Genomic DNA, 25,207 nt, shown 5'->3' on the forward strand with positions numbered 1-25,207 from the left:
CCAATGCCCCGTATCCCTTGAGCCTTCATCTCACATCCCATGACCCAGTCCGGTGATCTTCACAGCCCGACCCCCGAGGCTGCCCCTGCCGTTATGGTTGGTGGTGAGCCGCTGCATGAGATGCCGGAGGATCTTTATATCCCGCCGGAAGCGCTGCGTGTCTTTCTGGAAGCCTTCGAGGGGCCGCTGGATCTGTTGCTGTATCTGATCCGGCGCCAGAATCTCGACATTCTGGCCGTCAATGTGGCCGCTGTGACCCGTCAGTATATCGAGTACGTGGAGCTCATGAAGGTCAGCGGTATCGATCTGGCCGCTGAATATCTCTTGATGGCTGCCATGCTGGCCGAGATCAAGTCGCGCACGCTGCTGCCGCGACCGCCCCGCGCCAGCGAAGAAGATGATGAGGAAGATCCGACCGCTGCGCTGGTGCGACGTCTGCAAGAGTACGAACAGATCAAGCTGGCCGCTCAGGCTATCGATGAACTGCCGCGTCAGGGGCGTGACTGGTATCAGGCCGAAGCCGGGCTGCCGGTATTGCAGCCCCGTGTTCAGCATCCCGACGTCGAGCTGTCGGAGCTTCTCGGGGCGCTGTCGGCCCTCATGCAGCGCGCCGATTTCAAGCAGGAGCATCAGATTACCCGCGAGGTTCTCTCGACCCGCGAGCGGATGATGGCCATTCTTGAGCGCATCAATGATGAGCAGTTCACCGCGTTTGAAGCGCTTTTTGATCCCGAAGAGGGCAAGGCCGGGGTCGTGGTGACCTTTATGGCCATTCTGGAACTCAGCAAGGAGCGATTGATCGAAATCGTACAGAACGCGCCGCTGTCCCCCATTCACGTGCGCGGTCGGGTGCAGCAGCACGACAGTGAGGAAGATGCCCTCGAACAGCCCTTCGAGATAGACGAAAAGGCGGGGGTGTCATGACGCCCCCGCTTGATCATATTCTTGAAGGCGTATTGCTGGCGGCCGGTGAGCCCCTGACGCTCGAGCGGCTGGAGGCCGTCTTCGATGACAGTGACCGCCCCGGACGTCGAGCGCTGCGCGAGGCGCTATCGACGCTGGAAGCGCGTCTTGCGCAGAGTGCGCTGGTGCTTGAGGAGACCGCCTCCGGTTTTCGTCTACGGGTGCGTGACAGGCTTTCTCCCTGGGTATCGCGGCTCTGGGATGAGCGCCCGCAGCGCTATTCGCGTGCGCTGCTGGAGACACTGGCCCTGATTGCCTACCGCCAGCCGGTCACGCGTGCCGACATTGAAGACGTGCGAGGCGTGTCGGTCAGCGCCTCGATCATGCGCACTCTGGTCGAGCGCGGCTGGGTGCGGGTCGTGGGGCACCGAGATGTCCCCGGTCGACCGGCGGTCTATGCAACGACCAGAAGCTTTCTCGATGATTTCGGTCTGCGCACGCTGGATGCTTTGCCGCCCATCAGTGCGGTAAAGGAAGGAGAAACCGTTGACTGGCTTGAGCAACTCACGCCCAATGCATCAACGTCAGAGACCACGGTGAATGCCGAAGAGGCAGTGCCCGATGATGACAGCGCCCGCGCTAACGCTCACAGCGAGACGCCTGCTGATGAGGCGTCCGCCGATGACCTGGCAAACCGTGGTGAGATTGTCGGGCAGGACACCCTGAGTCAGAACGCTGCCGAGGGCGGCAGCAGTAGTACCGAGGATGCGCTGACTGACTCGCCCGAAGGTGAGCAGAGACCATCCGAACGCTCGTCGATAGAGACGCCGATGCCTTCACGTCAGAGCCCGAGTCTTGATGAGATCGGTCAACGACTGGCCGAGCGACTGCGCGACCAGGCAGATCGCGACGGCCCGGATGCTGGGCCCGATGAGACATCGACGCAAACCAGTTACCCAGAAGATTGAGACTTCGCATGAACACTGAAAAGCTGCAAAAAGTACTGGCCCGTGCCGGACTGGGATCAAGGCGCGAGATGGAGGCCGCCATCGGTGCCGGACGCGTCAGCGTCAATGGCGAAACGGCCAAACTGGGCGATCGCATTGCTGATGATGCCCGGGTCACCCTGGACGGTCGTCCGGTCACCCTGAAGTCGAGCGAGGCTTCGTCGCGGCGGGTCATCATGTATAACAAGCCGGAAGGCGAGCTCTGCACGCGTCGTGATCCGGAAGGCCGTCGTACCGTATTTGAGCATCTGCCGCGCCTGTCCGGTGAGCGCTGGATCGCCATCGGTCGACTCGATATCAATACCAGCGGTCTGCTGCTGTTTACGACCGATGGCGAGCTGGCCAATCGTTTGATGCACCCCTCGATGCAGATCGAGCGCGAGTATGCCGTGCGGGTCATGGGCGATGTGACCATCGAGCATGTTCGCGCCATGGTTGAGGGCGTGATGCTGGAAGATGGACCGGCACGCTTTACCGACGTGCAGGAGTTCGGTGGTGAAGGCATCAACACCTGGTTCCATGTGGTCATCATGGAAGGCCGCAACCGCGAAGTGCGCAGGCTCTGGGAGTCCCAGGGACTGACGGTCAGCCGACTCAAGCGGGTTCGTTACGGCAGTGTCTTTCTGGACAAGCGCGCACGGGCCGGTGAGTGGACCGAGCTGACACAGCAGGAAGTTGATGATCTCTCCGATCTTGCCGGGCTTGAAAAACGCAAGGTGCCGGCGCTGACACCTGATGAGAAAAATCGCTGGAACCGCGACAAGAACAAGCGTCGTCCCGTACGTGGCGTCAAAACGCCCGAAGCGGCACGCAGTGCCACGCAGGAGAACAGCCCTCGCCGTAGCGAGCGCCGTGATGAACCGCGACCCATGACGCCTCGCGAGAAGCGCAACGACAAGCGCAGCGAGCTGGGCAACTGGAGCTCTACGGCACCGGCAGGCAATCGCCGTGCTGCCAAAGGCGACAAGGGGCAGGAGCGCCGCGGCAGCCAGCAGAAGGGAAACGCGGGCACACCGCCGGGTCGAAAGGGCGGCGGACGCCGTTGATGTGCGGCGCATGAAAGTGGCGCTTGCATCGCGCATGCTTTCAAAGTAGTATTTGCGCCCGTCGAGCGGGTCGTTAGCTCAGTGGTAGAGCAGTTGGCTTTTAACCAATTGGTCGTAGGTTCGAATCCTACACGACCCACCATTCTCGGCAAAAATAATGGCATGTTTGTGATTATCGGCAGAATTGTCGGGTCGTTAGCTCAGTGGTAGAGCAGTTGGCTTTTAACCAATTGGTCGTAGGTTCGAATCCTACACGACCCACCACAAGCACCGTCGTTGTTTCAGGCATCACACTGTATGCCGGATTATCGGGTCGTTAGCTCAGTGGTAGAGCAGTTGGCTTTTAACCAATTGGTCGTAGGTTCGAATCCTACACGACCCACCAGTTTTAAAAACGCCTCATCCCTTTCGGGTGAGGCGTTTTTGTATGGGTCTAACCTGGTTTGTCGGGCGGGGCATTGCCTTGAAGGCCTAACGGAATTTTTCCAGTGTTTCCTGATACTGCTTGAAATCGTTGCGCCGTTCGCGAATGCGACTGGTCAGGGCGTAATCACCGCTTTGGCTTGATGCCTTTTCGGCCAGTGTCAGCTGTTCCAGCCCGCCTTCAATATCTCCCTTGAGCTGAAGCTGCTCGGCCAGCGCCAGATGCCCCCAGTCCTCGCGATTGCTGCGCCCGGCGGCTTCGCTTAGCAGGTTCCAGACATCCGGATCTTCTGCATGGGTATCGGCCAGGGCACGCAGGCTTTGAAACGCCTTTGCGGGGTTGATTCCCAGCTGAGCCTCGGCCTGAATGATCCGGGCCGGATAGTAGCCGGGTGTCAGGCGCAGAATGCGCTCGCAGCGGCGAATGGCGTCTTCGCGGCGCCCGGCGTCCAGTGCAGCATCGGCAGCGCTTGCCGGCAGCATCAGGATGTCGGGGGCCTCTCTGGCAAGCTGGTCAAACGTGGCCAGTGCCTGATCGGTGCGCTGATTGATGCTGTCGTCAAGGGCATCGAGATAGCGCAGGGCGATGGGATGCGCCTTGTCCTGTTTCAAACGGGTGCGCACGAAGCCCGGGTCACTCATGTTCATGGCCAGCATGGCCCGGGCACGAATCAGGTCATACTCGGGGCCCGGATCACCGATGTTGCCGGTCCGGTACTGCTGAGCCAGGCTGGTGGTGTCGCTTAGTCGTGACTCGGTCATGGGGTGGGTCAGCAGGAACTCGGGTGGGGTGTTGCCCTGCATGCTCGAGAGGCGCTGCATGGTGGCAAACATGCGCGGCATGGCCATGGGGTCCATCCCGGAACGCGCCATGGCCTGCAGGCCGACCCGGTCGGCTTCCTGTTCATATCGGCGCGAATAACTCAGCTGGCTCTGCATGGCGGCGGCCTGCGTGCCCGCCATGGTAGCGATCCCCAGGTTGCCACCGCCGCCGGCGGCCAGCACCATGCCGGCCAGCATGGCGGCCATGGTCGGCAATTGGGTACGTTCGTTGCGTGCCATCTCACGGGCAAAGTGGTGCTGGGAGAGATGCCCCATTTCGTGGGCAATGACCGAGGCGAAGGCATCCTGATCGGGGGCGTAGGCAAAAAGACCCGTATTGATGCCGATGACACCGCCGGGTACGGCAAAAGCGTTGAGGGTACGGCTTGAGACCAGGGTGACAAGAGGCGTGACATTGCTCAATTGGCTGTTGGGCAAAAGCCTGGCCACCAGCGTGTTGAGATAATCCTGTGTGATGGGGTCGCGCCACTGGCCGACATGAGCCCGAAACTCCCGTAACCAGGCTCGCCCGAGACGAAACTCTTCCTGACTGCTGTAGCTCCCGTTCGCATCCCCGAGTGTCGGAAGCTGTCCGGCGGGCGCCGTTACCGGTGCGGTGGTACTGCCAAGCAGCAGGGCTACTGTAATGATGCATCGAAAACGCGTGAGCCTTGACATGACATGCTTACCGGATGGCGATGGGGACATGAAAGGGCAGAAGTGACTGACGGCCCGCGACAGGCAGCAGAGGTTGCCGGTGGCATCAAGTTGCCTTTAAATCGTGCCGATTACAACCAGCAGGGGAGCCAGTGGTGTTGGAAACATTTGAGAATATCAGTCAGATGAAACAGGCTGCCGATCAGGTGCTGGATGCTACCGGACTGGACTGTCCGATGCCGCTTTTGAAAGCGCGTCAGGCACTGGCATCGCTAAAGGAAGGGCAGCATCTGTACGTGGTTTGCACAGACCCCGGCTCGTGGCGTGACTTTGAAAGCTTCGCGGCACACACGGCGCACCAGCTTGCCGGGCGTCGACACGAGGGCGACACCTGGCACTACATACTGACCAAGGGATGCTGATGTTGGCGCTCGCTGAATGGACACTCATGGTGACAATAACTTGATGACCTTCAAAAATCTCTGGAACCACTTCATGGAGCGCTACCTCTCGGATGAGGAAGCGGTCACGCTGGGTGCCCTGCTGGTATTGGGATTTGCCATCATCATCTTTTTCGGCGGTATGCTGGCGCCATTTTTTACCGCACTCGTGTTTGCCTTTTTGCTGCAGGGCGTTGTGCGCTGGCTTGAGCGGCTGGGGCTTTCGCGGCTGCCAGCCGTCTGTCTGGTACTTTTGATGTTTGTCGGGGCAATGCTGTTTTTTGCCCTGATCATTTTTCCGATGGTGTGGGATCAGTTTGCGCGACTGGTGCAGGGCTTGCCTGCGGTGTTGTATCGCAGTCAGGAGCTTCTGAGCGATCTGCAGGCGCGCTATCCCAGTATTGTCACGCCTGATCAGGTACAGCATCTGATCAATACGGCCAGTCAGGAGGCCACCCAGCTGGGGCGTCGCGTTGTCGGTCTGTCGCTGAGTTCGCTTGCAGGCGTGCTGAGCGTCATCATCTATCTGGTGCTGGTACCAATTCTGGTCTTTTTCATGCTCAAGGACCGTGAGCGGCTGATCGGCTTTTTCCTGTCGCTATTGCCCAAAAAGCGCCTGCTGATGACCCGGGTCTGGTGTGAAATGGATACCCAGATTGCCAATTTCATTCGTGGCAAGTTCATCGAGATCGTGATTGTGGGGGTGGTGTCCTTTTTCACCTTCTGGGCACTGGGGTTGCCCTATGCGGTACTGCTGGGGATCGTGGTCGGGCTGTCCGTGCTGGTGCCCTACATTGGCGCGGCGGCGGCCACGCTGCCGGTGGCGGCCTCGGCCGGGCTTCACTTCGGATTTGATGCCCAGTTCATGTATGTGCTGGTGGCCTACGCCATCATCCAGGCGCTTGATGGCAATGTACTGGTGACGCTTTTGTTTTCAGAGGTGGTCAATCTGCATCCGGTGGCCATTATTCTGGCCGTGCTCTTTTTTGGCGGCATCTGGGGCTTCTGGGGGATCTTCTTTGCCATTCCGCTGGCCACGCTGATCAAGTCGCTGATGTTTGCCTGGCCGCGTGGGGCCAGTGCGCTGCGCAAGGAAGGTGCCGTCGCCACCGAGTGACGGCCATGGCCCTGCCAGCATGCAAGGCCATGATCGCGCCCTATCCTTCAGCGTTGAGGGCCTGCGCTGCGGCCAGCACTTCGTCGACATGTCCTGCGACCTTGACCTTGCGCCACTGTGCGGCAATGTTGCCCTCCCGGTCGATCAGGAAGGTGCTGCGCTCGATGCCCTCGTGCTCCTTGCCATAAAGTTTCTTGAGCTTGATGACATCAAAGGCGCGACACAGGGTTTCCTCCGGATCACTGACCAGCTCAAAGGGAAAGCCCTGTTTCTCCTTGAAGTTTTCATGTCGGCGCAGCGAATCCCGCGAGACGCCGAAAACCCGCGTTCCGGCCTGCTCGAAGTCGGCCATGCGATCGCGAAAGTCCTGTCCCTCGGTCGTGCAGCCGGGTGTTGCATCCTTTGGATAAAAATAGATCACGACCTGCTCACCCTTGAAGGTGGTCGGGTTGAAGCTCGTGTTGCCAGTAGCCTCCAGCGTGATGTCCGGGGCAGGTGCGCCAATGGTGATGCTCATGCCAGTTCTCCCATGAAAATTAAAGGGTGTCGCGGTTTCAGGCCTGTCGTGAGACAGCGCCAAAGCGGCGACGCCGTGTCAACCAGGGCCTGAGACAATAACCGAGACCGGCGGTGAAATCAGCCGCGCCTGAAGGCGAGCGTGTTTTCCTGCCGGGCTGCGTCTGTACAGCATGGGGTGCGCCGAGTACCATCGTCAGCGTAATCACCGACCCCGTATGTCCTGCAGCATTGGCGGGCAGTACCGGCATCGGTCCATATCGGTGGCCTCGACAGGGCCGCTTTCAAACGAATTCAAAGGAAGAGGTTGGCGGGATGATCACTGGCAGCATGGTCGCTCTGGCGACGCCCATGAAAGCCGATGGGGCCATCGACTGGGACGCCCTGAGGCATCTTGTAGGCTGGCATCTCGAGCACGGCACCGATGCCATTGTGGCGGCCGGCACGACCGGCGAGCCTACCACCATGAGCTTTGCCGAGCATTTTGATGTGATTCGCACGGTGGTGGAAACGGTCAATGGCCGGGTTCCCGTCATTGCAGGTACCGGCGCCAACGCCACGGCAGAAGCCGTGGAACTGGCACGTTATGCAAAAGAGGTCGGTGCCGACTACTGCCTGTCGGTCACGCCCTATTACAACCGCCCCACCCAGGAAGGGCTTTATCAGCATTTCAAGGCCGTGGCCCAGGCCTGCGATCTGCCGGTTATCATGTATAACGTCCCTAGCCGTACCGGCGTGGATCTCTATAACGAGACCGCACAGCGTCTGGCAACAATCGACAATATCGTGGGACTCAAGGATGCGACCGGCAATCTTGAGCGCGCCGAAGATCTGATCGAGCGCCTCAAGGGGCATGACTTTGCCCTTTACTCCGGAGATGATCCGACGGCCTGCGAATTCATGCTGGCCGGTGGCCATGGCGCCATCTCGGTCTCCGCCAATGTGGCACCGCGTGCGATGCATGATCTTTGTGCCGCTGCCACCGCCGGTGACTATGACCGTGCCCATCAGATCAATACTCGCCTGATGCCGCTGCACTCGGTGCTGGGCATCGAGGCCAATCCGATCCCGGTCAAATGGGCACTCAATCAGCTTGGCTTGATGGACAGCGGTATTCGTCTGCCCCTGACCTGGCTTTCCGAACGCTACCAATCCACCGTAGCCGAGGCGCTGCAGCTGGCCGGAGTGATGGATCAATGAGCAAGACACGCTGGATGATGGTCACGCCCTTGCTGCTTGTGATGAGTGGCTGTGGTGGCGGCTATTACTATGACCGCAACAGCGAATACGCCGATGCAGAAATGACGGCGCCGCTTGAGCTGCCAGCCTCGCGTGATCAGACCCGCTACCAGGATGCGATGCCGGTGCCGCGCGCTTCCAATGATTTCATCAGAAGCCGCGATGGGTATGAGCCGCCCCGGCCGCAGACCCTGTCGACCAGCGATCGAGAAACCCGGTTTGTCGAGCCCCGTCAGGCGGATGGCAACCGCTGGCTGGTAGTCAGTGCGGCTCCGGGCGCCGTCTGGCCACGTTTGCAGGAGTTTGTGCGCGCCAGTGGCTATCAGGTACAGAACATCGATGGCAACACCGGCCGGATCACGACCGACCGTGGTGTGTTGTCGGTGCGTCAGGGCATTCGTAACAACACCACGGATGTCTATTGTCAGCAGGGTGGTGAGAGCGTTGATGCCTGTCTGAGCCAGGTCAGCCAGTATCTCTCCTCCGGCGCACCGCAAAGTGGTGTGTCGCTGGTGGCCCAGAACCTGTCTCGCAACGACCGCGTTCGTCTGGAAAGCCGCGATGATAACTGGCGTCTGGCGCTGGCGCTTGACTTCCCGCGTGCCTGGGCAGAAATGGCCTGGCAGCTGGAAAACAATTATGAGACCCCCACCCGCCATCTGGTCGACCAGAATCGCAGCGAGCGGGTGTTCACCGTGGAATATACCGTCAAGGGGGAAAGCAGCTGGATTCCGTTCCGGGGCAGCAGCGATGAGACACAGCAGTATCAACTGCACCTGTCGCCTGGCGATAACGCTACCTATGTGAGCGTGACCGACCGTGCCGGCAACCCGGTTGATCAGCAAACGTCTCATGACCTGCTCGATGGTGTGGCCTCGATTCTGCGCTGATGCGATTTGCCTCGCTGGGGAGTGGCAGTCGCGGCAATGCCACACTGGTCAGCAGTGCAGGTACCCATTTACTGGTCGACTGCGGCTTTGGAATTCGCGAAGCGATCAGGCGCATGCAGACACTGGCCATGGATCCGGCCACACTGGCCGGTATCCTGGTAACGCATGAGCACATCGATCACGTTCGAGGGGTACCGGCACTGGCACGCCGGTTTAATCTGACGGTCTACATGACCGTTGGAACCTGGCTGGCGCTAAAACCGGATCCGGTCATCGAAGTGGTGCTGATCACGCCGGAAGATACCCTGAGCATTGGTGATTTCGATATTACGCCGGTCACCGTGCCTCATGATGCGCGAGAGCCGGTCCAGTATCTGATCCAGGCCGGTGCGCACCGACTGGGTCTTTTGACAGATCTGGGCGTGGTCACGCCGCACGTGCTCGAGCGCTACCGTCAGTGCGACGCCTTGTTTATCGAATGCAATCATGATTCGCGAATGCTGGACTACGGCCCCTATCCGCCGAGTCTCAAGCGTCGCGTCAGCGGTCGACTGGGGCATCTTTCCAACCGGCAGGCCGTGGAGCTTTTGCAGGCGCTGGGTACCGATCGCCTGCAAAGACTGGTTGCGTCGCATCTGTCGGAGAAGAATAATCTGCCCGAACTTGCCTTTGAGGCGTTAAGGCCCTTGCTGGACAATGATGAGTCGCGTCTGGTTATTGCTCAGCAGGGACGCACCGTTGACTGGCAGTCGGTCAGCTGATGCAACGACATGACAGGCGGGTCGTGACAGACCGTCAATGCCGGCCCGTCTCTTTTTAATCACCTTCTGATTCCCTGCCGGAGACTTTCGTGGAAAAACGCCAGGAACTTTATGCGGGCAAGGCCAAGTCCGTATTTGAAACCGATGATCCGGACCGCCTGATTCTCGAGTTTCGTGACGACACCAGTGCCTTTGACGGCAAGAAGGTCGAGCAGCTTGAACGCAAGGGGCGCGTCAATAACCGCTTCAACGCGTTCATCATGAACGCCTTGAAGGAAGCGGGCATTCCGGTGCACTTTGAACGCCTGCGCTCGGACACCGAGTGTGAGGTCAAGCGTCTGACCATGATGCCGGTGGAGTGTGTGGTCAGAAACATCGCTGCTGGCGGGCTGTGTCGTCGGCTGGGTGTTGAAGAGGGGATTGCCCTTGAGCCGCCGACCTTTGAGCTCTTTCTCAAAAATGATGAGAAGGGCGACCCGATGATCAACGAATCGCTGGCCGAGACCTTTGGCTGGGCACGTCGCGAGCATCTGGTGCGCGCCCGCGAGCTGACCTTCCAGATCAATGACATCCTGCAAAAGCTCTTTCTCAACGGCAACCTGCTGCTGGTGGATTACAAGCTCGAATTCGGCCTGTTCCATGGCGAAGTGACTCTGGGAGATGAGTTCTCGCCCGACGGCTGCCGTTTGTGGGATGCCACTACCCGCGAAAAGATGGACAAGGATCGGTTTCGCCAGGGACTGGGCGGTGTGATTGAAGCCTATGAAGAAGTCGGACGCCGTATTGGTATCGACTTTGATCAGGCCATTGACTGATCAGTGCCCGGACAGGCGGCGTATATCGCCGCTGTCCTTTCAGGTCATTTGAACCAGTCTATCGACCACGATAATGCTTTCATGGCCATGGCTGCCGGCGTCGACATGAAAGCGCACATCCAGATCAAAGAGTCGAACGCCATAGCGGCGGTCATCGTGTTTTTTTCGTCGATAGGCCGGGCGCGGGTCCTGCGCCAGTACTTCACCTATCAGGGCGGCAAGGTTTTCACCATCGGCTCGCTCGTTGAGCGTTTGCCGGCACTCATCGCTGAACTCAACTTTCAAAAGCGGCGGCGGTTCAGGGGCAAAGCCTGCCCGGGCACTGTCTACGCTGTCGGCCCAGGGCAGGTAGGGCTTGATGTCGACAACCGGGGTGGCATCTACCAGGTCATGCCCACGCAGTATCAGTGCCAGTGTCGGGGCATATTCAATGCCCACCAGCTCTACCAGCGACAGGCCCAGTCGGTTGGGTCGATGCGTTGAACGTGAGGCGAAAACACCGATGCGGGCATTGCCGCCCAGTCGCGGCGGGCGTATCAACGGCGTCCAGCGCTTCGGGCTCTGGTGGAAGAGGAAGCTGATCCAGAGGTGACTGAACTGTTCAAGCCCGCGCACGCCATCCGGGTGATCAAACGGCGTATTGAAGCGCAGAATGGCTGTGGCACTTGGTGCCAGCCCCGGTTGACGCGGAATGCCGAACTTGTCCGGATAGCAGCTTTCAATGGTGCCAATGATGTCGAAAGCCATCGAGGCGCTGGTGGAGAAGGGCGTGTCATGTATTGTCATGAATTGATTATGCCATTCAGGCGTGCCAGCGACATCATGGGCAGCCGGGCTTCGCTTTGCAGTATTCGGGATAAATGACGCTATTTTGATGTCCAACGCGGGTGGCATCACGAGCCTATAACAGGCCCGTGCGGGTATCGAGGCAAGGATAAACCATCATGACGGATCACAGTGGCGCGGCCTGTAGCACGCCGATGCTTTTTACCGAGAAAAAGATCAATACCACACTGCTGGGTGTGGCCTTTGCCTTCTCGGTAGCAGGCGGTATTACCCTGCTGGTGCATGCCTGGCAGACAGGACGCATATGGCCGGTAGGTCCCATCGGGATTGCCTTGATGATCTGGGGGCTTCTGGTCGGCAACAACCTGGCCGTACGCAGGCGCTTGTCTCCGGTGCTGAGGCTTGAAGCCCGGCGCTTGAGCTATATCGGAGGGGCGGCATGGAAACCACGCATGGTCTCTATCGATTTTCGCGATATTACCCATATCGACAAGGTACGCAGCAGTAGCATCGTCTTGCATGTTCGAAAGGAGCGTCGGGCGCACATTGTGCCGATCGGGCTTTTATCAAAAGGTGACCGGGAAGCATTTCTTCAGGGGTTCCATGCCCGCTGTGATACCAGTCGGAGTCTTGATGCTTCTCCACAGGGTTCCCGGTGATTGGCATCATGAGGCTTGATACAGGACCGGACACCATGATTGTTGATCATTATCTATCCGGCGCTCGTCAGGTCTGTTCGCCCAATGTGGACACGCGGCCCGGAGGCGAGATATCGCTGGTCGTGCTGCATTCGATCAGTCTGCCGCCAGGGGTTTTTGGCGGTGATGACATCGAGGCGCTTTTTACCAATCAACTGGATTGGGATTTGCATCCCTTTTTTCAGTCAATACGCGGACTTCGTGTCTCGGCGCACCTGCTGATTCGACGCGATGGTGGCTGTGTTCAGTTTGTTCCCTTTGACCAAAGGGCCTGGCATGCCGGTCGTTCGCGCTGGCAGGGCCGTCAGGCGCTCAACGATTTCAGTATCGGTATCGAGCTTGAAGGTGACGGGCGCGCGTTTACTCATGCACAGTACGAGCGCCTGGCGCAGGTGTTGTTGGCGCTCGAGTATCGCTATCCCCACATTGATGCCCGAAAATCCGTGACCCACGAGCAGATCGCACCCCTTCGAAAGACCGACCCCGGGCCGAGTTTTGACCAGCAGTATCTTGAGCAGCTCATGACCGGCTGAAGGCCGCATCGTCAGGTGCTGGCCCATACGGTATGACATGTCTATTCTGGCAAAATGTCCGGTATCAACCCATCGTGTTCAGCAGGCCTTGAGCTGTCTCGGCCGGCCCGGGTCGAACTGTCCGAGGGTGGCCACACATGCTGCGTCTGGAGACGCGAATTGGCATGACTTCATGTTTACGGTATCTTCGTCGTCCAATCAGAGCGCCCATGTTCAAGTGTTGCCTGTTTCGTTGATGGCTAACGGGTCGGAATCCGTTGCAGTGCCTTTATGGCTATCCGCACCAGTACTGCACATCCGATGCCATCGTTTGACGTATCCGGAAACCATGGCCCCTGTAACTATCGGGTGCCTGTCCCGCCTAGAAAGCGCCAGAGGCTCCAAAAGGGCCCGCTGACAACTTATCTTCATTCGGAGAGACGTCTATGAGTCTGGAGGCAAGAGAAGATCACGATCCGATCGAGACAAGGGAGTGGTTGGAAGCCCTGACATCGGTAGTGGATCGTGAAGGTGAGGAGCGTGCTCAGTATATTCTGAGCCGTCTGGCTGATCGCTTGCGCCGTGATGGCAAGCTGCCGCCGTTCTCCGTTAACACGCCTCATCGCAATACCATTCCTGTTCATCGTGAAGCCAAGCTGCCCGGTGACATGTTCATGGAGCGCAAGATTCGCTCCGCGATTCGCTGGAACAGCGTCGCGCAGGTCATTCGCGCCAATAAAAAGCACAAGGGACTGGGTGGCCACCTGGCCAGCTACATGTCCTGTTCCGTGCTCTATGAAGTGGGCTTCAACCATTTCTTTCGTGCTGACAGCGATGAGCAAAAGGGTGACCTGGTCTACATACAGGGCCATGTGACCCCCGGTATCTATGCCCGCTCCTTTCTCGAAGGGCGTCTGACCGAAGAGCAGCTCGATACCTTCCGTCAGGAAGCCCTGGCTGAAGGCCTTTCTTCCTATCCGCATCCCTATCTGATGCCGGACTATTGGCAGTTCCCGACCGTATCGATGGGGCTGGGGCCGATCCAGGCCATCTACCAGGCGCATGTCATGAAGTACATGAACGCGCGTGGTCTGGCCGATATGGGTGATCGCAAGGTCTGGGCCTTTTTGGGTGACGGCGAGTGCGACGAGCCTGAATCCCTCGGCTCACTGCATCTGGCCAGCCGTGAAAAGCTCAATAACCTGATCTTTGTCATCAACTGCAACCTGCAGCGTCTGGACGGTCCGGTACGTGGCAACGGCCGTATCATGGATGAGCTGGAAGGCATGTTCCGTGGTGCCGGCTGGAACGTCATCAAGGTCGTCTGGGGCGGTCTGTGGGACCCGCTGTTCGAACAGGACAGCAAGGGCATGATGCAAAAGCGCATGGATGAAGCGGTCGACGGCGAGTACCAGAACTTCAAGGCTCGTGGCGGCGCCTATACCCGCGAGAACTTCTTCGGCAAGTATCCGGAGACTGCCGAAATGGTCAAGGACTACTCCGATGAGGATATCTATCGCCTCAATCGCGGTGGTCATGACCCGCAGAAGATGTATGCGGCCTACCATGAAGCCGTCAACAATGCCGGTGATCGTCCGACGGTCGTTCTGGCGCATACCGTCAAGGGTTACGGCATGGGCGGTGGCAGCGGCGAAGCCGACATGGAAGCCCACCAGATCAAGTCGATGGAAACCGATGCCCTGAAGGTCATGCGTGACCGCTTTGGTATTCCGGTCTCCGACAAGCAGCTTGAAGAGGGCATGCCCTACTACAAGCCTGACGACGACAGTCCGGAGATGCGCTATCTGCATCAGCGGCGCAAGCAGCTGGGCGGCTATCTGCCAGCGCGCAGGAATGATTTCGAGTCCATCGAGATTCCGGGGCTGGATGACAAGATGTTTGCGACCCAGACCAAGGGTTCCGGTGATCGCGAAGTCTCCACCACCATGTCGTTTGTCCGCGTTCTTAACGGCCTTGTGAAAAACAAGCAGTTCGGTCAGCAGGTCGTGCCCATCATTCCGGATGAAGCGCGCACCTTCGGCATGGAAGGCATGTTCCGTCAGATCGGTATCTACGCGGCAGAAGGCCAGAAGTACGAGCCGATGGATACCGGCCAGATCATGTACTACCGCGAGGATCAGAAGGGTCAGATCCTCGAGGAAGGCATCAACGAGGCTGGCTCGATGGCGGCCTGGATCGCGGCGGCGACCTCCTATGCCAACCATCATGTCCCGCTGTTGCCGTTTTACATCTACTACTCGATGTTTGGCTATCAGCGTATCGGTGACCTGGTCTGGGCGGCCGGCGATCTCCAGGCTCGCGGTTTCATGGTAGGCGGCACTGCCGGACGCACCACCATCAATGGTGAAGGTCTGCAGCACCAGGACGGCCACAGCCATATCCTGATGTCCACGGTCCCCAACTGTCGTGCCTATGATCCCTGCTATGGCCATGAGCTGGCGGTCATCATGCAGGACGGTCTCAAGCGCATGTATCAGGACCGTGAAAGCTGCTTCTACTACCTGACGGTCATGAACGAAAACTATGTCCATCCCGAAATGCCGGAAGGCAGCGAGGAAGGCATCATTCGTGGCATGTACCTGCTCCAGGAAGGCAAGAGCGACAAGAAGCAGCCGCGTGTCCAGCTGCTGGGCGGGGGCACCATCCTGCGTGAAGTCGAAGCGGCCGCCGAGCTGCTGCGCGATGACTTCAACGTGGTCGCTGACGTCTGGAGCGTGACCAGTTTCAACGAGCTGCGTCGTGAAGCGCTGGAGTATGATCGTCAGCAGTTCCTCAACCCTGAAGGCGATCAGGAAAAGCCGTGGGTCACGAGCTGCCTTGAAGGTCGCGAGGGGCCGGTCATTGCTTCCACGGACTACATGAAGCTCTATGCTGATCAGGTGCGTGCGTGGGTGCCGTCCGACTTCCACGTTCTGGGCACCGATGGTTTCGGTCGCTCGGACACGCGCGAACATCTGCGTCGTTTCTTTGAAGTCGATCGCTATTTTGTCACCGTACTGGCGCTGCGTGCGCTGGCCAATCGTGGCGAGATCGATGCCAAGACTGTCAGTGACGCGATGAAAAAATATGACATCGACCCCAGCAAACCCAATCCGCTGGTGAGCTGAGGCGCCTGTCTCACAAAAGTGCCGCCGGGTGAGCGACAGGCTCACCCGGTCATGGCAACGGCCAGGTGATAAGGAGCGCGACCTTGAGTAGTGAAATCATTAAGGTACCCGACATCGGGGGCAGCGAGGGCGTCGAGATCATCGAGATCTCCGTTCAGGCCGGCGATACGATCGAAGCCGAAGATACCATGATCGTGCTGGAGTCCGACAAGGCCAGCATGGATATCCCCGCACCGAAGGCCGGCAAGGTCAAAAAGGTACTGGTCAGCGAAGGGGACAAGGTGTCCGAAGGCGACGACATTCTCGAGCTTGAAGCCGAGAGTGATGGCGACGCTGATGAGAACGACGGTGAGTCAGACGAAAGCGATGATGACAAGTCATCGGTCAAGGACAGCCGCGATGCCGAGCATCTCGAGGAGGAGGCGGAAGCCGACGAATCAGAGGTTGAAGAGGACAGCAAACCTAAAAAGTCCTCCGGCAAGAGCGGCAAGCGTACGGTAGAAGTACGTGTTCCGGACATCGGCGGTAGCGAAAACGTCGAAATCATCGAGATCGCGGTCAGCGAAGGGGATGACATCAGCGAGGAAGACGCGCTGATTACCCTGGAGTCCGACAAGGCCTCGATGGATGTACCCAGCCCCTATAGCGGCAAGCTGGTCTCGCTCGAGCTCAAGGAAGGCGATACCGTCTCCGAGGGCGATCTGATCGGCACCATGGAAATTGCCGGTGAAGGCGATGAGGATGCCGATGAAGACACCTCTGATGACGACGGCGCCGATGGTGCAGACCATGAAGAAGACGCCGACGCCACCGAGGAAAGCGATGACGCCGAAGATGACGACAGTGAAGGCGGTCGTCAGGAACTGCGCGTTCCGGATATTGGCGGCAGCGACAACGTTGAAATCATCGAAGTCTCGATCAGTGAAGGCGATGAGATCAACGAGGAAGACGCACTGATCACCTTGGAGTCTGACAAGGCCTCCATGGACATTCCCAGCCCCTTCAAGGGCAAGGTGGTGGAAGTCAGCGTCAAGGAAGGCGACACCGTCTCCGAAGGCGATCTGATCGGCTATATCGAAGTGGCCGGCAGCAAGTCAAAGAGTCCGGCCAAAAAGTCTTCCGGTGACAAGTCGGATTCGAAGAAAAAGTCCGATGATTCGGCCAAAAAGTCCTCTGATTCAAAAGGCAAATCCAGCAGCTCGAAAAAAGAGAGCGGCAAGCAGGATGCGTCGGATGATCAGGCGAAGAAGGATCAGGGCGAGTATGGCGGTGAACCCGGTCCCGAGGCCCGTCGCAAGCAGGGCGAAGGCAGCTCTGGCAGCAGTGTTCATGCTGGCCCTGCCGTTCGTTTGATGGCGCGTGAACTGGGCGTAGAACTCTCCGAGGTCAAGGCCAGCGGTCCGAAAGGGCGCGTACTGAAAGAAGACGTGGACGCCTTCGTCAAGCAGGTCATGAGTGATCGCAAGAAGGGTGGCGGTGCTTCGGCACAACCGTCCTCGCAGGCTCAGGGCGGTGCCGGCATCCCGCCGATCCCGGCGGTCGATTTCAGCCAGTTTGGCGAGATCGAAGAAAAGCCGATGGGTCGTCTGATGAAGGCCGGTGCGACCAACCTGCATCGCAGCTGGCTCAACGTGCCACACGTGACCCAGTTCGACGAGGCCGATATCACCGAGCTTGAGGCCTTCCGCAAGGCGATGAAGGATGAGGCGGCCCAGCAGGGCGCGAAGTTGACCCCACTGCCGTTCATGATCAAGGCGGCGGCGCATGCGCTGGCAAAGTTCCCGCAGTTCAACGTCTCGCTGCACCCGGATGGCGACAAGCTGATCCAGAAGAAGTATTTCAACATTGGTGTGGCGGTCGACACGCCCAACGGCCTGATGGTGCCGGTGATCCGTAATGTGGATCAAAAGGGCATTGTCGAGCTGGCCAGGGAAGTGATCGATCTTGCCGGTCGGGCTCAGGAAGGCAAGCTCAAGCGCGACGAGATGCAGGGCGGCTGCTTTACCATTTCGAGCCTGGGATCGATTGGCGGTACGGCGTTCACGCCCATCGTCAATGCGCCTGAGGTGGCCATTCTGGGCGTATCGAAATCACAGATGAAGCCGGTGTGGAACGGCAGCGAATTCAAGCCGCGGCTGATGTGTCCGCTGTCGCTGTCCTACGATCACCGAGCCGTCAACGGGGCCGATGCGGCGCGCTTTACAGCGTACCTGGCCTCGATTCTGACGGACATTCGTCGATTGACCATGTAACGACAGAAAGTGCCAAAGGGCGGCCCGGGGGCCGCCCTTTTTGTCGGTGCGCCGTGGGGCTGGCTCGTCAATATGTCGCAGAGCCTTCGACTTCGCTTGTGCCTGCAGGGCGCCTGTCGTTATTGTTGCGTTTTATTTTTGAATGGCCCCCCTGTGGTAATGGTCTGCCGGGGCTGGCCTGGATCATGAGTCATTTATTGAGGAGCGGTTTTTCATGCGTTTGATCCTGTTGGGAGCCCCTGGTGCGGGTAAGGGGACGCAGGCCCGATTCATCTGCGAACGCTTCGATATCGTCCAGATTTCGACCGGCGATATGCTGCGGGCCGCTGTCAAGGAAGGCAATGAGCTGGGTCTGAGGGTCAAGGAGATCATGTCTTCCGGCCAGCTTGTCTCCGATGATCTGATCATCGAGCTGGTCAGAGAGCGTATCGCACAGCCTGACTGTGCCAATGGATTCCTTTTTGACGGCTTTCCCCGCACGATTGTGCAGGCGGACGCCTTGAAGGAAGCCGGGATCGATCTGGATCATGTTCTTGAAATTCATGTGGCCGACGAAGAGATCATCAACCGCCTTTCCGGACGTCGTGTTCACCCCGGGTCGGGACGTGTCTACCATGTCGATAACCAGCCGCCGCTACAGGCCGATATCGATAATGAAACCGGTGAGCCGCTGATCCAGCGTGAAGATGATCGCGAAGAGACCGTACGTCATCGTCTGGAGGTTTATCATGACCAGACCGAGCCTCTGATTGCGTATTATCAGCAGTGGCAGGAGCAGGCGCCCCAGCAGGCACCGGCCTTCCATCGCATCGAGGGTGTGGGAAGTGTTGAAGATATTCGAGCCCAGGTGATCAAGGCGCTCTCTTCCTGATCAATGATCGCGTGAGTGTTTTGCAAAAGACCGCATGCCTTTCGGGTGTGCGGTTTTTTCTTTTTTAAATGCGCGGTGACGCATTTTTCCCAAGGTTTCCACCGAATATCCAGGCGAGCATGGTGTCTCTTTTACAGCAGTGTCATGATGCGCGGCTGCCATGGCCCGCACCACTGCGCAGCGGCAGGGACGTCCCATGTAAACGCAGTCTCGAAAGCGTTTTGGACGAGCGTTGCAATACCTACGTATAATGCCGCCTCATTTTCGACTCTGACGTAGCGAGCCCATGACTAGCCTGCTGGCCCTTGATGCTTCCTCTTCTGCCTGTTCTGTCGCCCTCTGGATGGACGGTCATGTGATCAGCAGAGTGGAGCATGCTCCTCGCGGTCATACCCGTCGTCTCATGCCCATGATTGATGCCCTTCTCGATGAGGCCGGTATTGCCCGTACCTCACTGGACGCAATCGCCTATGGGCACGGGCCGGGCTCGTTTACCGGTATTCGTATCGCGGCCGGGGTGGCGCAGGGTATCGCCTATGGTCTGGGATGTCCGCTATTGGGCGTTTCGACGCTCAGGGCGCTGGCCCGGAGCGCCTGCCAGCGTGATGGCGCAAGCCTTGTCATGCCGGCGCTGGATGCGCGTCTGGGAGAACTGTACGTCGCTCTTTATCAGGTCGAGCAGGGGCAGTTGAAAGCCGTGCTGGATGATGCCGTCATGGCGCCTGGCGCACTTGTGCTGCCGTCGTGTACGCCCGGGTCCATTACCATGATCGGCAGCGGTGTCGCCCTCATGGATGGATTATCGCTCGACGTTCGGGAGTGCATCGGGACCAGCATCGAGTCCCGAGACCCTGAAGCCTGTGATATTGCGCAGCTGGCCGCCATGGATCTTGCCTCGGGACTGATCACCAGTCCTCAGGAGGCCCTTCCCATTTATCTGCGTGATCAGGTTGTTTCAAGCAAGCGCTAAGGATGCTTTTTATGGATTGGTTACATGTGGTGGTGCTTTCCCTGATTCAGGGCATCTCCGAATTTCTGCCTGTGTCGTCATCGGCACATCTGATTTTGCCATCACAGCTTTTTGGCTGGCCCGATCAGGGGCTGGCATTTGACGTTGCCGTCCATGTGGGCACGCTTCTGGCCGTGTTGATGGCCTTTCGCAAGGATGTCATTTCCATTCTGGGCGGCTGGTTTGCGCATGTGTTCAAGCGCCGTCCGAGCGAGGAAGCCCGCATTGGCTGGGCCGTGATTGCTGCCACCCTGCCGGCCGGCATTCTGGGCTTTCTGGCCGATGATCTGATCAGCACCTATGCCCGGTCGGGACTGGTAATCGCGACCACGACCATCGTCTTTGGTCTGCTGCTGTGGTGGGCAGACGTCAAGGGCATCCGAAAGCTCGTCATGTCCCAGATGACGCTGAAAAATGCGGTACTCATCGGTTTTGCCCAGGCGCTGGCACTGATTCCGGGCACTTCCCGTTCAGGGATTACCATCACGGCGGCACTGCTTCTGGGCTATACCCGCCAGACCGCAGCGCGCTTTTCCTTTCTGATGTCGATTCCGCTGATTCTGGCAGCAGGGCTTTTCAAGGGTATCGAACTTGCCGAGACTGGTGCGGATGCCCACTGGCTGCCCATCCTCGGCGGTGTTGTTCTCTCCTTTTTGTCGGCGCTGGCCTGTATCAAGCTCTTTCTGGCCGCGCTGGATCGCATCGGCATGTTGCCCTTTGTCATCTATCGCATGATTCTGGGCGTGTTCCTGTTTCTCTTTCTGGCATGACATCATCTAATGCCATTACCCGTCCGGTGGTGCTGGGTGAAGATGCCCGAAGCCACGCCCTGGCGCAGCGGTTGGGGCTGGCTCTGACATCGACGCCGGGCAGTGATGATCTATGGCTGCACTACGGTGAGCAGGGGCTGGTGCTGGGCGGTGATAAACGCCAGTTCGGTGCGCCGATTCGGGCGGATCTGGTCGGTGGTAGTGTGGCTCACCGCCGTGAGTTCGGCGGCGGGCGCGGACAGTTGATTGCCCGCGCCTGCGGGCTGAAGCAGGGCATATCACCGGACATCATCGATGCCACGGCGGGGCTGGGTCGCGACAGTGCAGTACTGGCCTCGCTTGGCTCGCGTGTCCTGATGATCGAGCGCCATCCAGCGGTGGCGGCCCTGCTGTTGGATGCTCTGGAACGGGCGCGCAGGCAGGAAGCTCTGAACGCGCTGACACAGCGACTTTTTTTTGCAGAAGGTGACAGCAGTCAAACGCTGTCAGCACTGATCGCTGCCTCAAGCGTTGCACCTCAGGTCATTCATCTGGATCCCATGTATCCGCATCAGGACAAGTCGGCGCTGGTGAAAAAGGAAATGCGCCTGTTTCGTCGCCTGGTGGGCGATGATGCAGATGCGCCGCGGCTGCTGGCTCAGGCGCTCGATCTGGCGACCCACCGGGTTGTGGTGAAAAGGCCCAAGGGAGCACCGCCTATCGAAGGGCCGTCACCCAGCCACGAAATCGTCTCCAAAAACAGCCGCTATGACCTTTATGTCCATCGCTCCCTGAAGCCTTCACGCTGAGGATTCTGTATGCGAACGTCCTGCGGTCAGTTCTGTCAGGCGATGACGCAGGGCCGGATCAAACAGGGTGCGGCTTTTCATCAGCGCTTCGGGCAGCCGGGCATCAAAATTGAGCTTCTCCTGTGACTGCCAGAGCCAGCCATCGCGCTCCAGACTGTCGAGCAGGCCTGCAAACAGGCGTCGATCAAAGAATTCCGGTGCGTTGAGGCCCTGCAGTCGCGTCAGCCGCTCTGCCAGTAGCTGACTCTGCGCTTCCAGCATTTCCCGACTGATGGTGCCGCTGGGGTAGTGCATCAACGTCGAAAAGAGAATGAAGCCCCGCTCAAGCGTGGGCTGAATGGCTCGTCCGAGCAGGTAAAGCCGCTCACGTGCTTCATCGCCCGTTTCGGGGCGCTGCCAGGTGTCCCCATTGCCTTTTAAAAGTCCCAGCGCTATGAACACGTCCAGCACGCCACGCAGGTGTTCGGTGAAATCCTTGTCATCCGCCTCGATGAAGAACTCCTGCTGAAGCGCCGGCCAGATGGGCGCGAGCAAACGCTCAAGGGTCATGAAATCAAGGCGTGCGTTGTTGCGAAAGGCAAAGGCCACCAGAGCGTGAAGGGCAAAAAGATGCAGGACATTGTTGCGATACCACGTCAGCAGGGGCGCGCGCTCGTCGCTGACCGTGATCAGGTCGCCCAGTGAATGCTCGATACGGCTGACCATCCCCAGATATTCGCTGCGTGCCAGCCATTCCGGCGGCCCCTGTTCGGGTAGCCGAACACGCTTGCCCCCCGGCAGCTGCGCCTGAAGGGCGTAAAGCGTCTTGAGCTGGCGCATGAGCAGATCAATTTCGATGGTGCGATGAGGCGTGGCCAGGATCGTCAGGGCGACCATCGAAATGGGGGTCAGCGCGGCGGCGTGATTGATGCGGGTGGCGATTTCGAGACTCAGCTCCGGCACCGCCTCGCGCAGCCAGTCGGCCTCGCTCCCGGCTTCTTGCGAGCGCCAGTCGGGAAAGCGCTGATCCAAGTAGCTGCCCAGCACCAGTGGCTCCCCGACGCTGACCTGAACGCGCCCGAAGGGCTGGCGCAGATGACGCAGCACGCGCAGCAGCCCCAGTGGGGTCTCCTTGCGTTTTTTGCCGGTGCGCAGCTCGCGGATGTAGGCGTTGGATTCAAGCACCTTTTCATAGCCGATATAGATCGGCACAAAGGCCATCTCACGCCCTGGTGCGCGGGCATGAGAGCGCAGCGTCATCGACAGCATGCCAGGCTTTGGCGAGAGCATACGACCGGTGCGCGAGCGTCCGCCCTCGATGAAGTATTCAACCGGGTGGCCCTGCGACAGCAGCTGATGCAGGTATTCGTTGAACACGGCGGCATAGAGCCGATTACCCTTGAAGCTTCGACGCATGAAAAAGGCGCCGGCACGTCGCAGCAGCGGGCCGATCAGAGGCATGTCGAGATTGCGCCCGGCCGCAATATGTGGCGGCATCAGCCCCTGCTGATAGAGCACATAGGAGAGCAGCAGATAGTCGATGTGGCTGCGGTGACAGGGAACATAAACCAGCTCATGGGTGCCTGCCAGTGCCTCGACATCCTCAATGCCGTGCACATCGACGCCGTCATAGAGACGGTTCCAGAGTCGCCCCAGTGCCTGGTAAAGAAAGCGCAGTACCGGGGCGGACATGTTGGCGGCGATTTCAAAACCATAGCGCTCGGCACGCTGCAGGGCGCGCTCATCCTTTTCGCCTCGCTCCAGTGCGCTGTCGTGTGCCGCTGCGAGAACAGCGGGCTGGCGCAATACTCGTCGAATCAGTGTGCGACGATGTGACAGGTCGGGCCCAATGGCCTGAAGTCGAACGCGTCGAAAATATCGTCGTAGAAAGCGGGTAATGCGGATGCGGTTGAACTGCTCGTCAACGTCGCCGTGTGCCATCAGCGTGCGCAGCGACGCCGGTTCTCCCAGACGAATTTCAAGCGAGCGGCCATTGATGATCACGCCTGCCAGTCGCTGCAGGCGGCCTACCAGCGACCAGCCATCGGCAGTCAGCAAATGGCGCAGGCCGACGCGCTCACGCTGCGGCGCGCGCCCCCAGAACAGCGTCACCGGCACCAGCTCCACGTCACTGTCGGGATACTCTTCCAGTACAGTGATCAGCTGATCCAGCGAGGTAGAACGGTCAACATGACCGCGATGGCGACGATAGTGCGTGGCATCGAACAACGCCATGTGTGCCGGAAAGCGCCTTCCATTAGCCAGACTGATTTGGTTGTCGGGAGAAGGCAGGCCAAGGCGCTGACAGAAAATCGACAGTGCCAGACGGTCGGACAGGGCCGACACCGGTAATATGTAGATGATGGGTCGATCATGCCCGGTGACAAGTGTTTTTGGATCTTCGGGATCGATGCTGCGAAAACGCAGCCAGACACCGAGCAGGCGACATCCAAGGCGCTGCCAGAATCCCTGTATAGACGTTTCAGACATGGCTGGTTTGCTCGCTGAATCGGGGGATGAAAGATTGGATGACCTGACGAGATGATCTGCACCGATCCGGTGACAGGGCACTATAGTATAGCGCCGGTAGAATCGACATGGCCCAAGGGGCAAGGCGGGGAGAGATACCATGAGAGAGCAGTGGCATGACGGCAATCATTTTATCCTGTTGCCGACGGCAGACCGCTTTGTGCCGGCACTGCTTGAGGCCATTGACCATGCCAGAGCCTCGATTCAGATCGAGCTCTACATTGTCGAAGACGGCGAAATGGGCGAGCGATTCTTTGAGGCCTTGATTCAGGCTTCATCACGCGGTGTTGACGTTCGGCTGCTGATCGATGCCTGCGGCTCGTGGTCACTCTCTGATGAAAGCAAGCAACGTCTGGTGGACGCCGGCATTTCCCTGCGCGAATTCAATGTCCTGTCACTCATACATCTGGGACGTTTTATTTCGCGTGATCACCGAAAACTGGTCGTTATTGACGGACATACTGCCTTTACAGGTGGATTTGGGGTGAGTGATCAGTTTCTTCGATCGTGGTTTGAAGTGGCCATTCGCATCACCGGACCGTGTGTCGATGACTGGATCGAGCTGTTTAATCGCGTGTGGCGCTCACGCAATACTCAGGACTTCGTCACCGGTACCCGGCGAAAGAGCAAGGCTCCTGTAATTGCACCGAATCCGATGCGCTGCGAAGGCGATATGGTCGGGCGCGTGGTCTGGGGGCAGGGGTATCACTATCAGGCCATACGCCGCTCTTTACAGCATCAGGTCGGATCGGCCCATGAGCGTATCTGGATCTGTACGCCCTATTTCGTGCCTACGCGCACGTTGAGAAAACAGCTGCGTCGGGCAGCGCGCCGAGGCGTGGATGTCAGATTGCTGCTGGCGGCGCGCGACCACGACCATCCCAGCGTGCGATATGCCGGTCAGCGGTTTTTCACTCGGCTTTTACGCTCTGGCGTACGCATTTTCGAGTTTCAGCCGCGCTTTATTCATGCCAAGTTCAGCCTGTGTGATGGCTGGGCTACCGTCGGCTCTTGCAATTTCGACCACTGGAGTCTGCGGTGGAATCTGGAGGCCAATCAGGAAATTGATGATCCGGGGTTTGCCACCGAGCTGGGCGAGCTGTTTGAGCACTGTTTCACCCAGTGTAATGAAATCAGCGCAGACCGCTGGGCATCGCGCTCGCGGCGCCAGCGGTTGCGTGAATGGGGCTATGGTGTGATGGACGCCCTGATTACGCGGCTGCGTTGAGAAGAAGGCGTTTGACGCCTG

At 58.9% G+C, this 25,207-nt stretch carries 21 protein-coding genes, 3 tRNA genes and 1 pseudogene; 21 read left to right on the plus strand and 4 right to left on the minus strand.

All coding sequences use genetic code 11. The annotated features are described in order from the left end of the window. Positions 1-39 precede the first annotated feature (39 nt). The 6 genes and pseudogenes from B9G99_RS11490 (at position 40) to B9G99_RS11515 (ending at position 3,341) form a co-directional block, all read left to right on the plus strand. The gene (locus B9G99_RS11490) at positions 40-924 is read left to right on the plus strand and encodes a segregation and condensation protein A (protein WP_086622281.1); all 885 of its coding nucleotides are present in this window, start codon (positions 40-42) and stop codon (positions 922-924) included. Next, positions 921-1,871 (plus strand): SMC-Scp complex subunit ScpB, encoded by a 951-nt coding sequence (scpB, locus tag B9G99_RS11495; protein ID WP_086622282.1) that lies wholly within the window; start codon positions 921-923, stop codon positions 1,869-1,871. Before B9G99_RS11490 ends, scpB begins: the two co-directional genes overlap by 4 nt. A gap of 8 nt (positions 1,872-1,879) precedes the next feature. Further along, positions 1,880-2,725: pseudogene (gene rluB, locus B9G99_RS11500) on the plus strand (23S rRNA pseudouridine(2605) synthase RluB); the annotation flags it as partial. A gap of 298 nt (positions 2,726-3,023) precedes the next feature. Further along, positions 3,024-3,098 (plus strand) — tRNA-Lys (locus B9G99_RS11505). 47 nt (positions 3,099-3,145) lie between these two features. Further along, positions 3,146-3,220: transfer RNA gene (locus B9G99_RS11510), tRNA-Lys, on the plus strand. Between the two features lie 46 nt (positions 3,221-3,266). Then, positions 3,267-3,341 (plus strand) — tRNA-Lys (locus B9G99_RS11515). Between the two features lie 86 nt (positions 3,342-3,427). Here B9G99_RS11515 and B9G99_RS11520 read toward each other — a convergent pair. Further along, on the minus strand, positions 3,428-4,879 hold the full coding sequence (locus B9G99_RS11520; RefSeq protein ID WP_086622284.1) for a M48 family metalloprotease: 1,452 nt from the start codon (positions 4,877-4,879) through the stop codon (positions 3,428-3,430). A gap of 134 nt (positions 4,880-5,013) precedes the next feature. Here B9G99_RS11520 and B9G99_RS11525 point away from each other — a divergent pair, with 134 nt between their 5' ends. Further along, the gene (locus B9G99_RS11525; RefSeq protein ID WP_335617605.1) at positions 5,014-5,280 is read left to right on the plus strand and encodes a sulfurtransferase TusA family protein; all 267 of its coding nucleotides are present in this window, start codon (positions 5,014-5,016) and stop codon (positions 5,278-5,280) included. Positions 5,281-5,323: 43 nt separating this feature from the next. Continuing rightward, complete coding sequence (locus B9G99_RS11530; RefSeq protein WP_086623450.1) at positions 5,324-6,415, plus strand: AI-2E family transporter; 1,092 nt, start codon at positions 5,324-5,326, stop codon at positions 6,413-6,415. A 40-nt stretch (positions 6,416-6,455) separates the two neighbouring features. On the opposite strand, the gene B9G99_RS11535 is transcribed toward B9G99_RS11530, so the two are convergent. Next, complete coding sequence (locus B9G99_RS11535) at positions 6,456-6,932, minus strand: peroxiredoxin (protein ID WP_086622285.1); 477 nt, start codon at positions 6,930-6,932, stop codon at positions 6,456-6,458. Between the two features lie 314 nt (positions 6,933-7,246). On the opposite strand from B9G99_RS11535, the gene dapA reads away from it, so the two are divergent. The 4 genes from dapA (at position 7,247) to purC (ending at position 10,636) form a co-directional block, all read left to right on the plus strand. Then, the gene (gene dapA / locus B9G99_RS11540) at positions 7,247-8,131 is read left to right on the plus strand and encodes a 4-hydroxy-tetrahydrodipicolinate synthase (protein WP_086622286.1); all 885 of its coding nucleotides are present in this window, start codon (positions 7,247-7,249) and stop codon (positions 8,129-8,131) included. Continuing rightward, positions 8,128-9,060 carry an outer membrane protein assembly factor BamC gene (gene bamC / locus B9G99_RS11545; RefSeq protein ID WP_086622287.1) on the plus strand — a complete coding sequence of 311 codons (933 nt, stop codon included), beginning with the start codon at positions 8,128-8,130 and terminating at the stop codon, positions 9,058-9,060. The genes dapA and bamC overlap by 4 nt, the downstream gene beginning before the upstream one ends. Further along, on the plus strand, positions 9,060-9,821 hold the full coding sequence (locus B9G99_RS11550; RefSeq protein WP_086622288.1) for an MBL fold metallo-hydrolase: 762 nt from the start codon (positions 9,060-9,062) through the stop codon (positions 9,819-9,821). The genes bamC and B9G99_RS11550 overlap by 1 nt, the downstream gene beginning before the upstream one ends. Positions 9,822-9,910: 89 nt before the next feature. Next, positions 9,911-10,636, plus strand: a complete 726-nt coding sequence (gene purC, locus B9G99_RS11555; RefSeq protein WP_086622289.1) for a phosphoribosylaminoimidazolesuccinocarboxamide synthase — start codon at positions 9,911-9,913, stop codon at positions 10,634-10,636. Positions 10,637-10,675: 39 nt separating this feature from the next. On the opposite strand, the gene tsaA is transcribed toward purC, so the two are convergent. Further along, positions 10,676-11,422, minus strand: a complete 747-nt coding sequence (gene tsaA / locus B9G99_RS11560) for a tRNA (N6-threonylcarbamoyladenosine(37)-N6)-methyltransferase TrmO (RefSeq protein WP_158521492.1) — start codon at positions 11,420-11,422, stop codon at positions 10,676-10,678. Positions 11,423-11,580: 158 nt separating this feature from the next. Between tsaA and B9G99_RS11565 the strand changes: the two genes are divergently transcribed. The 8 genes from B9G99_RS11565 to B9G99_RS11600 all read left to right on the plus strand — a co-directional run bounded on the left by B9G99_RS11565 (position 11,581) and on the right by B9G99_RS11600 (position 21,450). Next, the gene (locus tag B9G99_RS11565; RefSeq protein ID WP_086622290.1) at positions 11,581-12,081 is read left to right on the plus strand and encodes a hypothetical protein; all 501 of its coding nucleotides are present in this window, start codon (positions 11,581-11,583) and stop codon (positions 12,079-12,081) included. Between the two features lie 35 nt (positions 12,082-12,116). Then, the gene (gene ampD / locus B9G99_RS11570) at positions 12,117-12,653 is read left to right on the plus strand and encodes a 1,6-anhydro-N-acetylmuramyl-L-alanine amidase AmpD (RefSeq protein ID WP_086623452.1); all 537 of its coding nucleotides are present in this window, start codon (positions 12,117-12,119) and stop codon (positions 12,651-12,653) included. Between the two features lie 425 nt (positions 12,654-13,078). Then, entirely contained in the window at positions 13,079-15,760 is a 2,682-nt protein-coding gene (gene aceE, locus B9G99_RS11575; protein ID WP_086622291.1) for a pyruvate dehydrogenase (acetyl-transferring), homodimeric type, read from the plus strand. 83 nt (positions 15,761-15,843) lie between these two features. Then, on the plus strand, positions 15,844-18,012 hold the full coding sequence (gene aceF / locus B9G99_RS11580; protein WP_086622292.1) for a dihydrolipoyllysine-residue acetyltransferase: 2,169 nt from the start codon (positions 15,844-15,846) through the stop codon (positions 18,010-18,012). Positions 18,013-18,226: 214 nt separating this feature from the next. Then, complete coding sequence (gene adk / locus B9G99_RS11585; protein ID WP_086622293.1) at positions 18,227-18,883, plus strand: adenylate kinase; 657 nt, start codon at positions 18,227-18,229, stop codon at positions 18,881-18,883. 286 nt (positions 18,884-19,169) lie between these two features. Continuing rightward, complete coding sequence (tsaB, locus tag B9G99_RS11590) at positions 19,170-19,853, plus strand: tRNA (adenosine(37)-N6)-threonylcarbamoyltransferase complex dimerization subunit type 1 TsaB (RefSeq protein ID WP_086622294.1); 684 nt, start codon at positions 19,170-19,172, stop codon at positions 19,851-19,853. An 11-nt stretch (positions 19,854-19,864) separates the two neighbouring features. After that, positions 19,865-20,662 (plus strand): undecaprenyl-diphosphate phosphatase, encoded by a 798-nt coding sequence (locus B9G99_RS11595; RefSeq protein WP_086622295.1) that lies wholly within the window; start codon positions 19,865-19,867, stop codon positions 20,660-20,662. Further along, on the plus strand, positions 20,659-21,450 hold the full coding sequence (locus B9G99_RS11600) for a class I SAM-dependent methyltransferase (protein ID WP_086622296.1): 792 nt from the start codon (positions 20,659-20,661) through the stop codon (positions 21,448-21,450). The genes B9G99_RS11595 and B9G99_RS11600 overlap by 4 nt, the downstream gene beginning before the upstream one ends. On the opposite strand, the gene plsB is transcribed toward B9G99_RS11600, so the two are convergent. Next, positions 21,442-23,919 carry a glycerol-3-phosphate 1-O-acyltransferase PlsB gene (gene plsB / locus B9G99_RS11605; protein WP_086622297.1) on the minus strand — a complete coding sequence of 826 codons (2,478 nt, stop codon included), beginning with the start codon at positions 23,917-23,919 and terminating at the stop codon, positions 21,442-21,444. The genes B9G99_RS11600 and plsB overlap by 9 nt on opposite strands. 139 nt (positions 23,920-24,058) lie before the next feature. On the opposite strand from plsB, the gene B9G99_RS11610 reads away from it, so the two are divergent. Next, positions 24,059-25,186 carry a phospholipase D-like domain-containing protein gene (locus B9G99_RS11610; RefSeq protein ID WP_086622298.1) on the plus strand — a complete coding sequence of 376 codons (1,128 nt, stop codon included), beginning with the start codon at positions 24,059-24,061 and terminating at the stop codon, positions 25,184-25,186. Positions 25,187-25,207 lie beyond the last annotated feature (21 nt).

Source organism: Kushneria konosiri, assembly GCF_002155145.1.
GTDB lineage: Bacteria > Pseudomonadota > Gammaproteobacteria > Pseudomonadales > Halomonadaceae > Kushneria > Kushneria konosiri.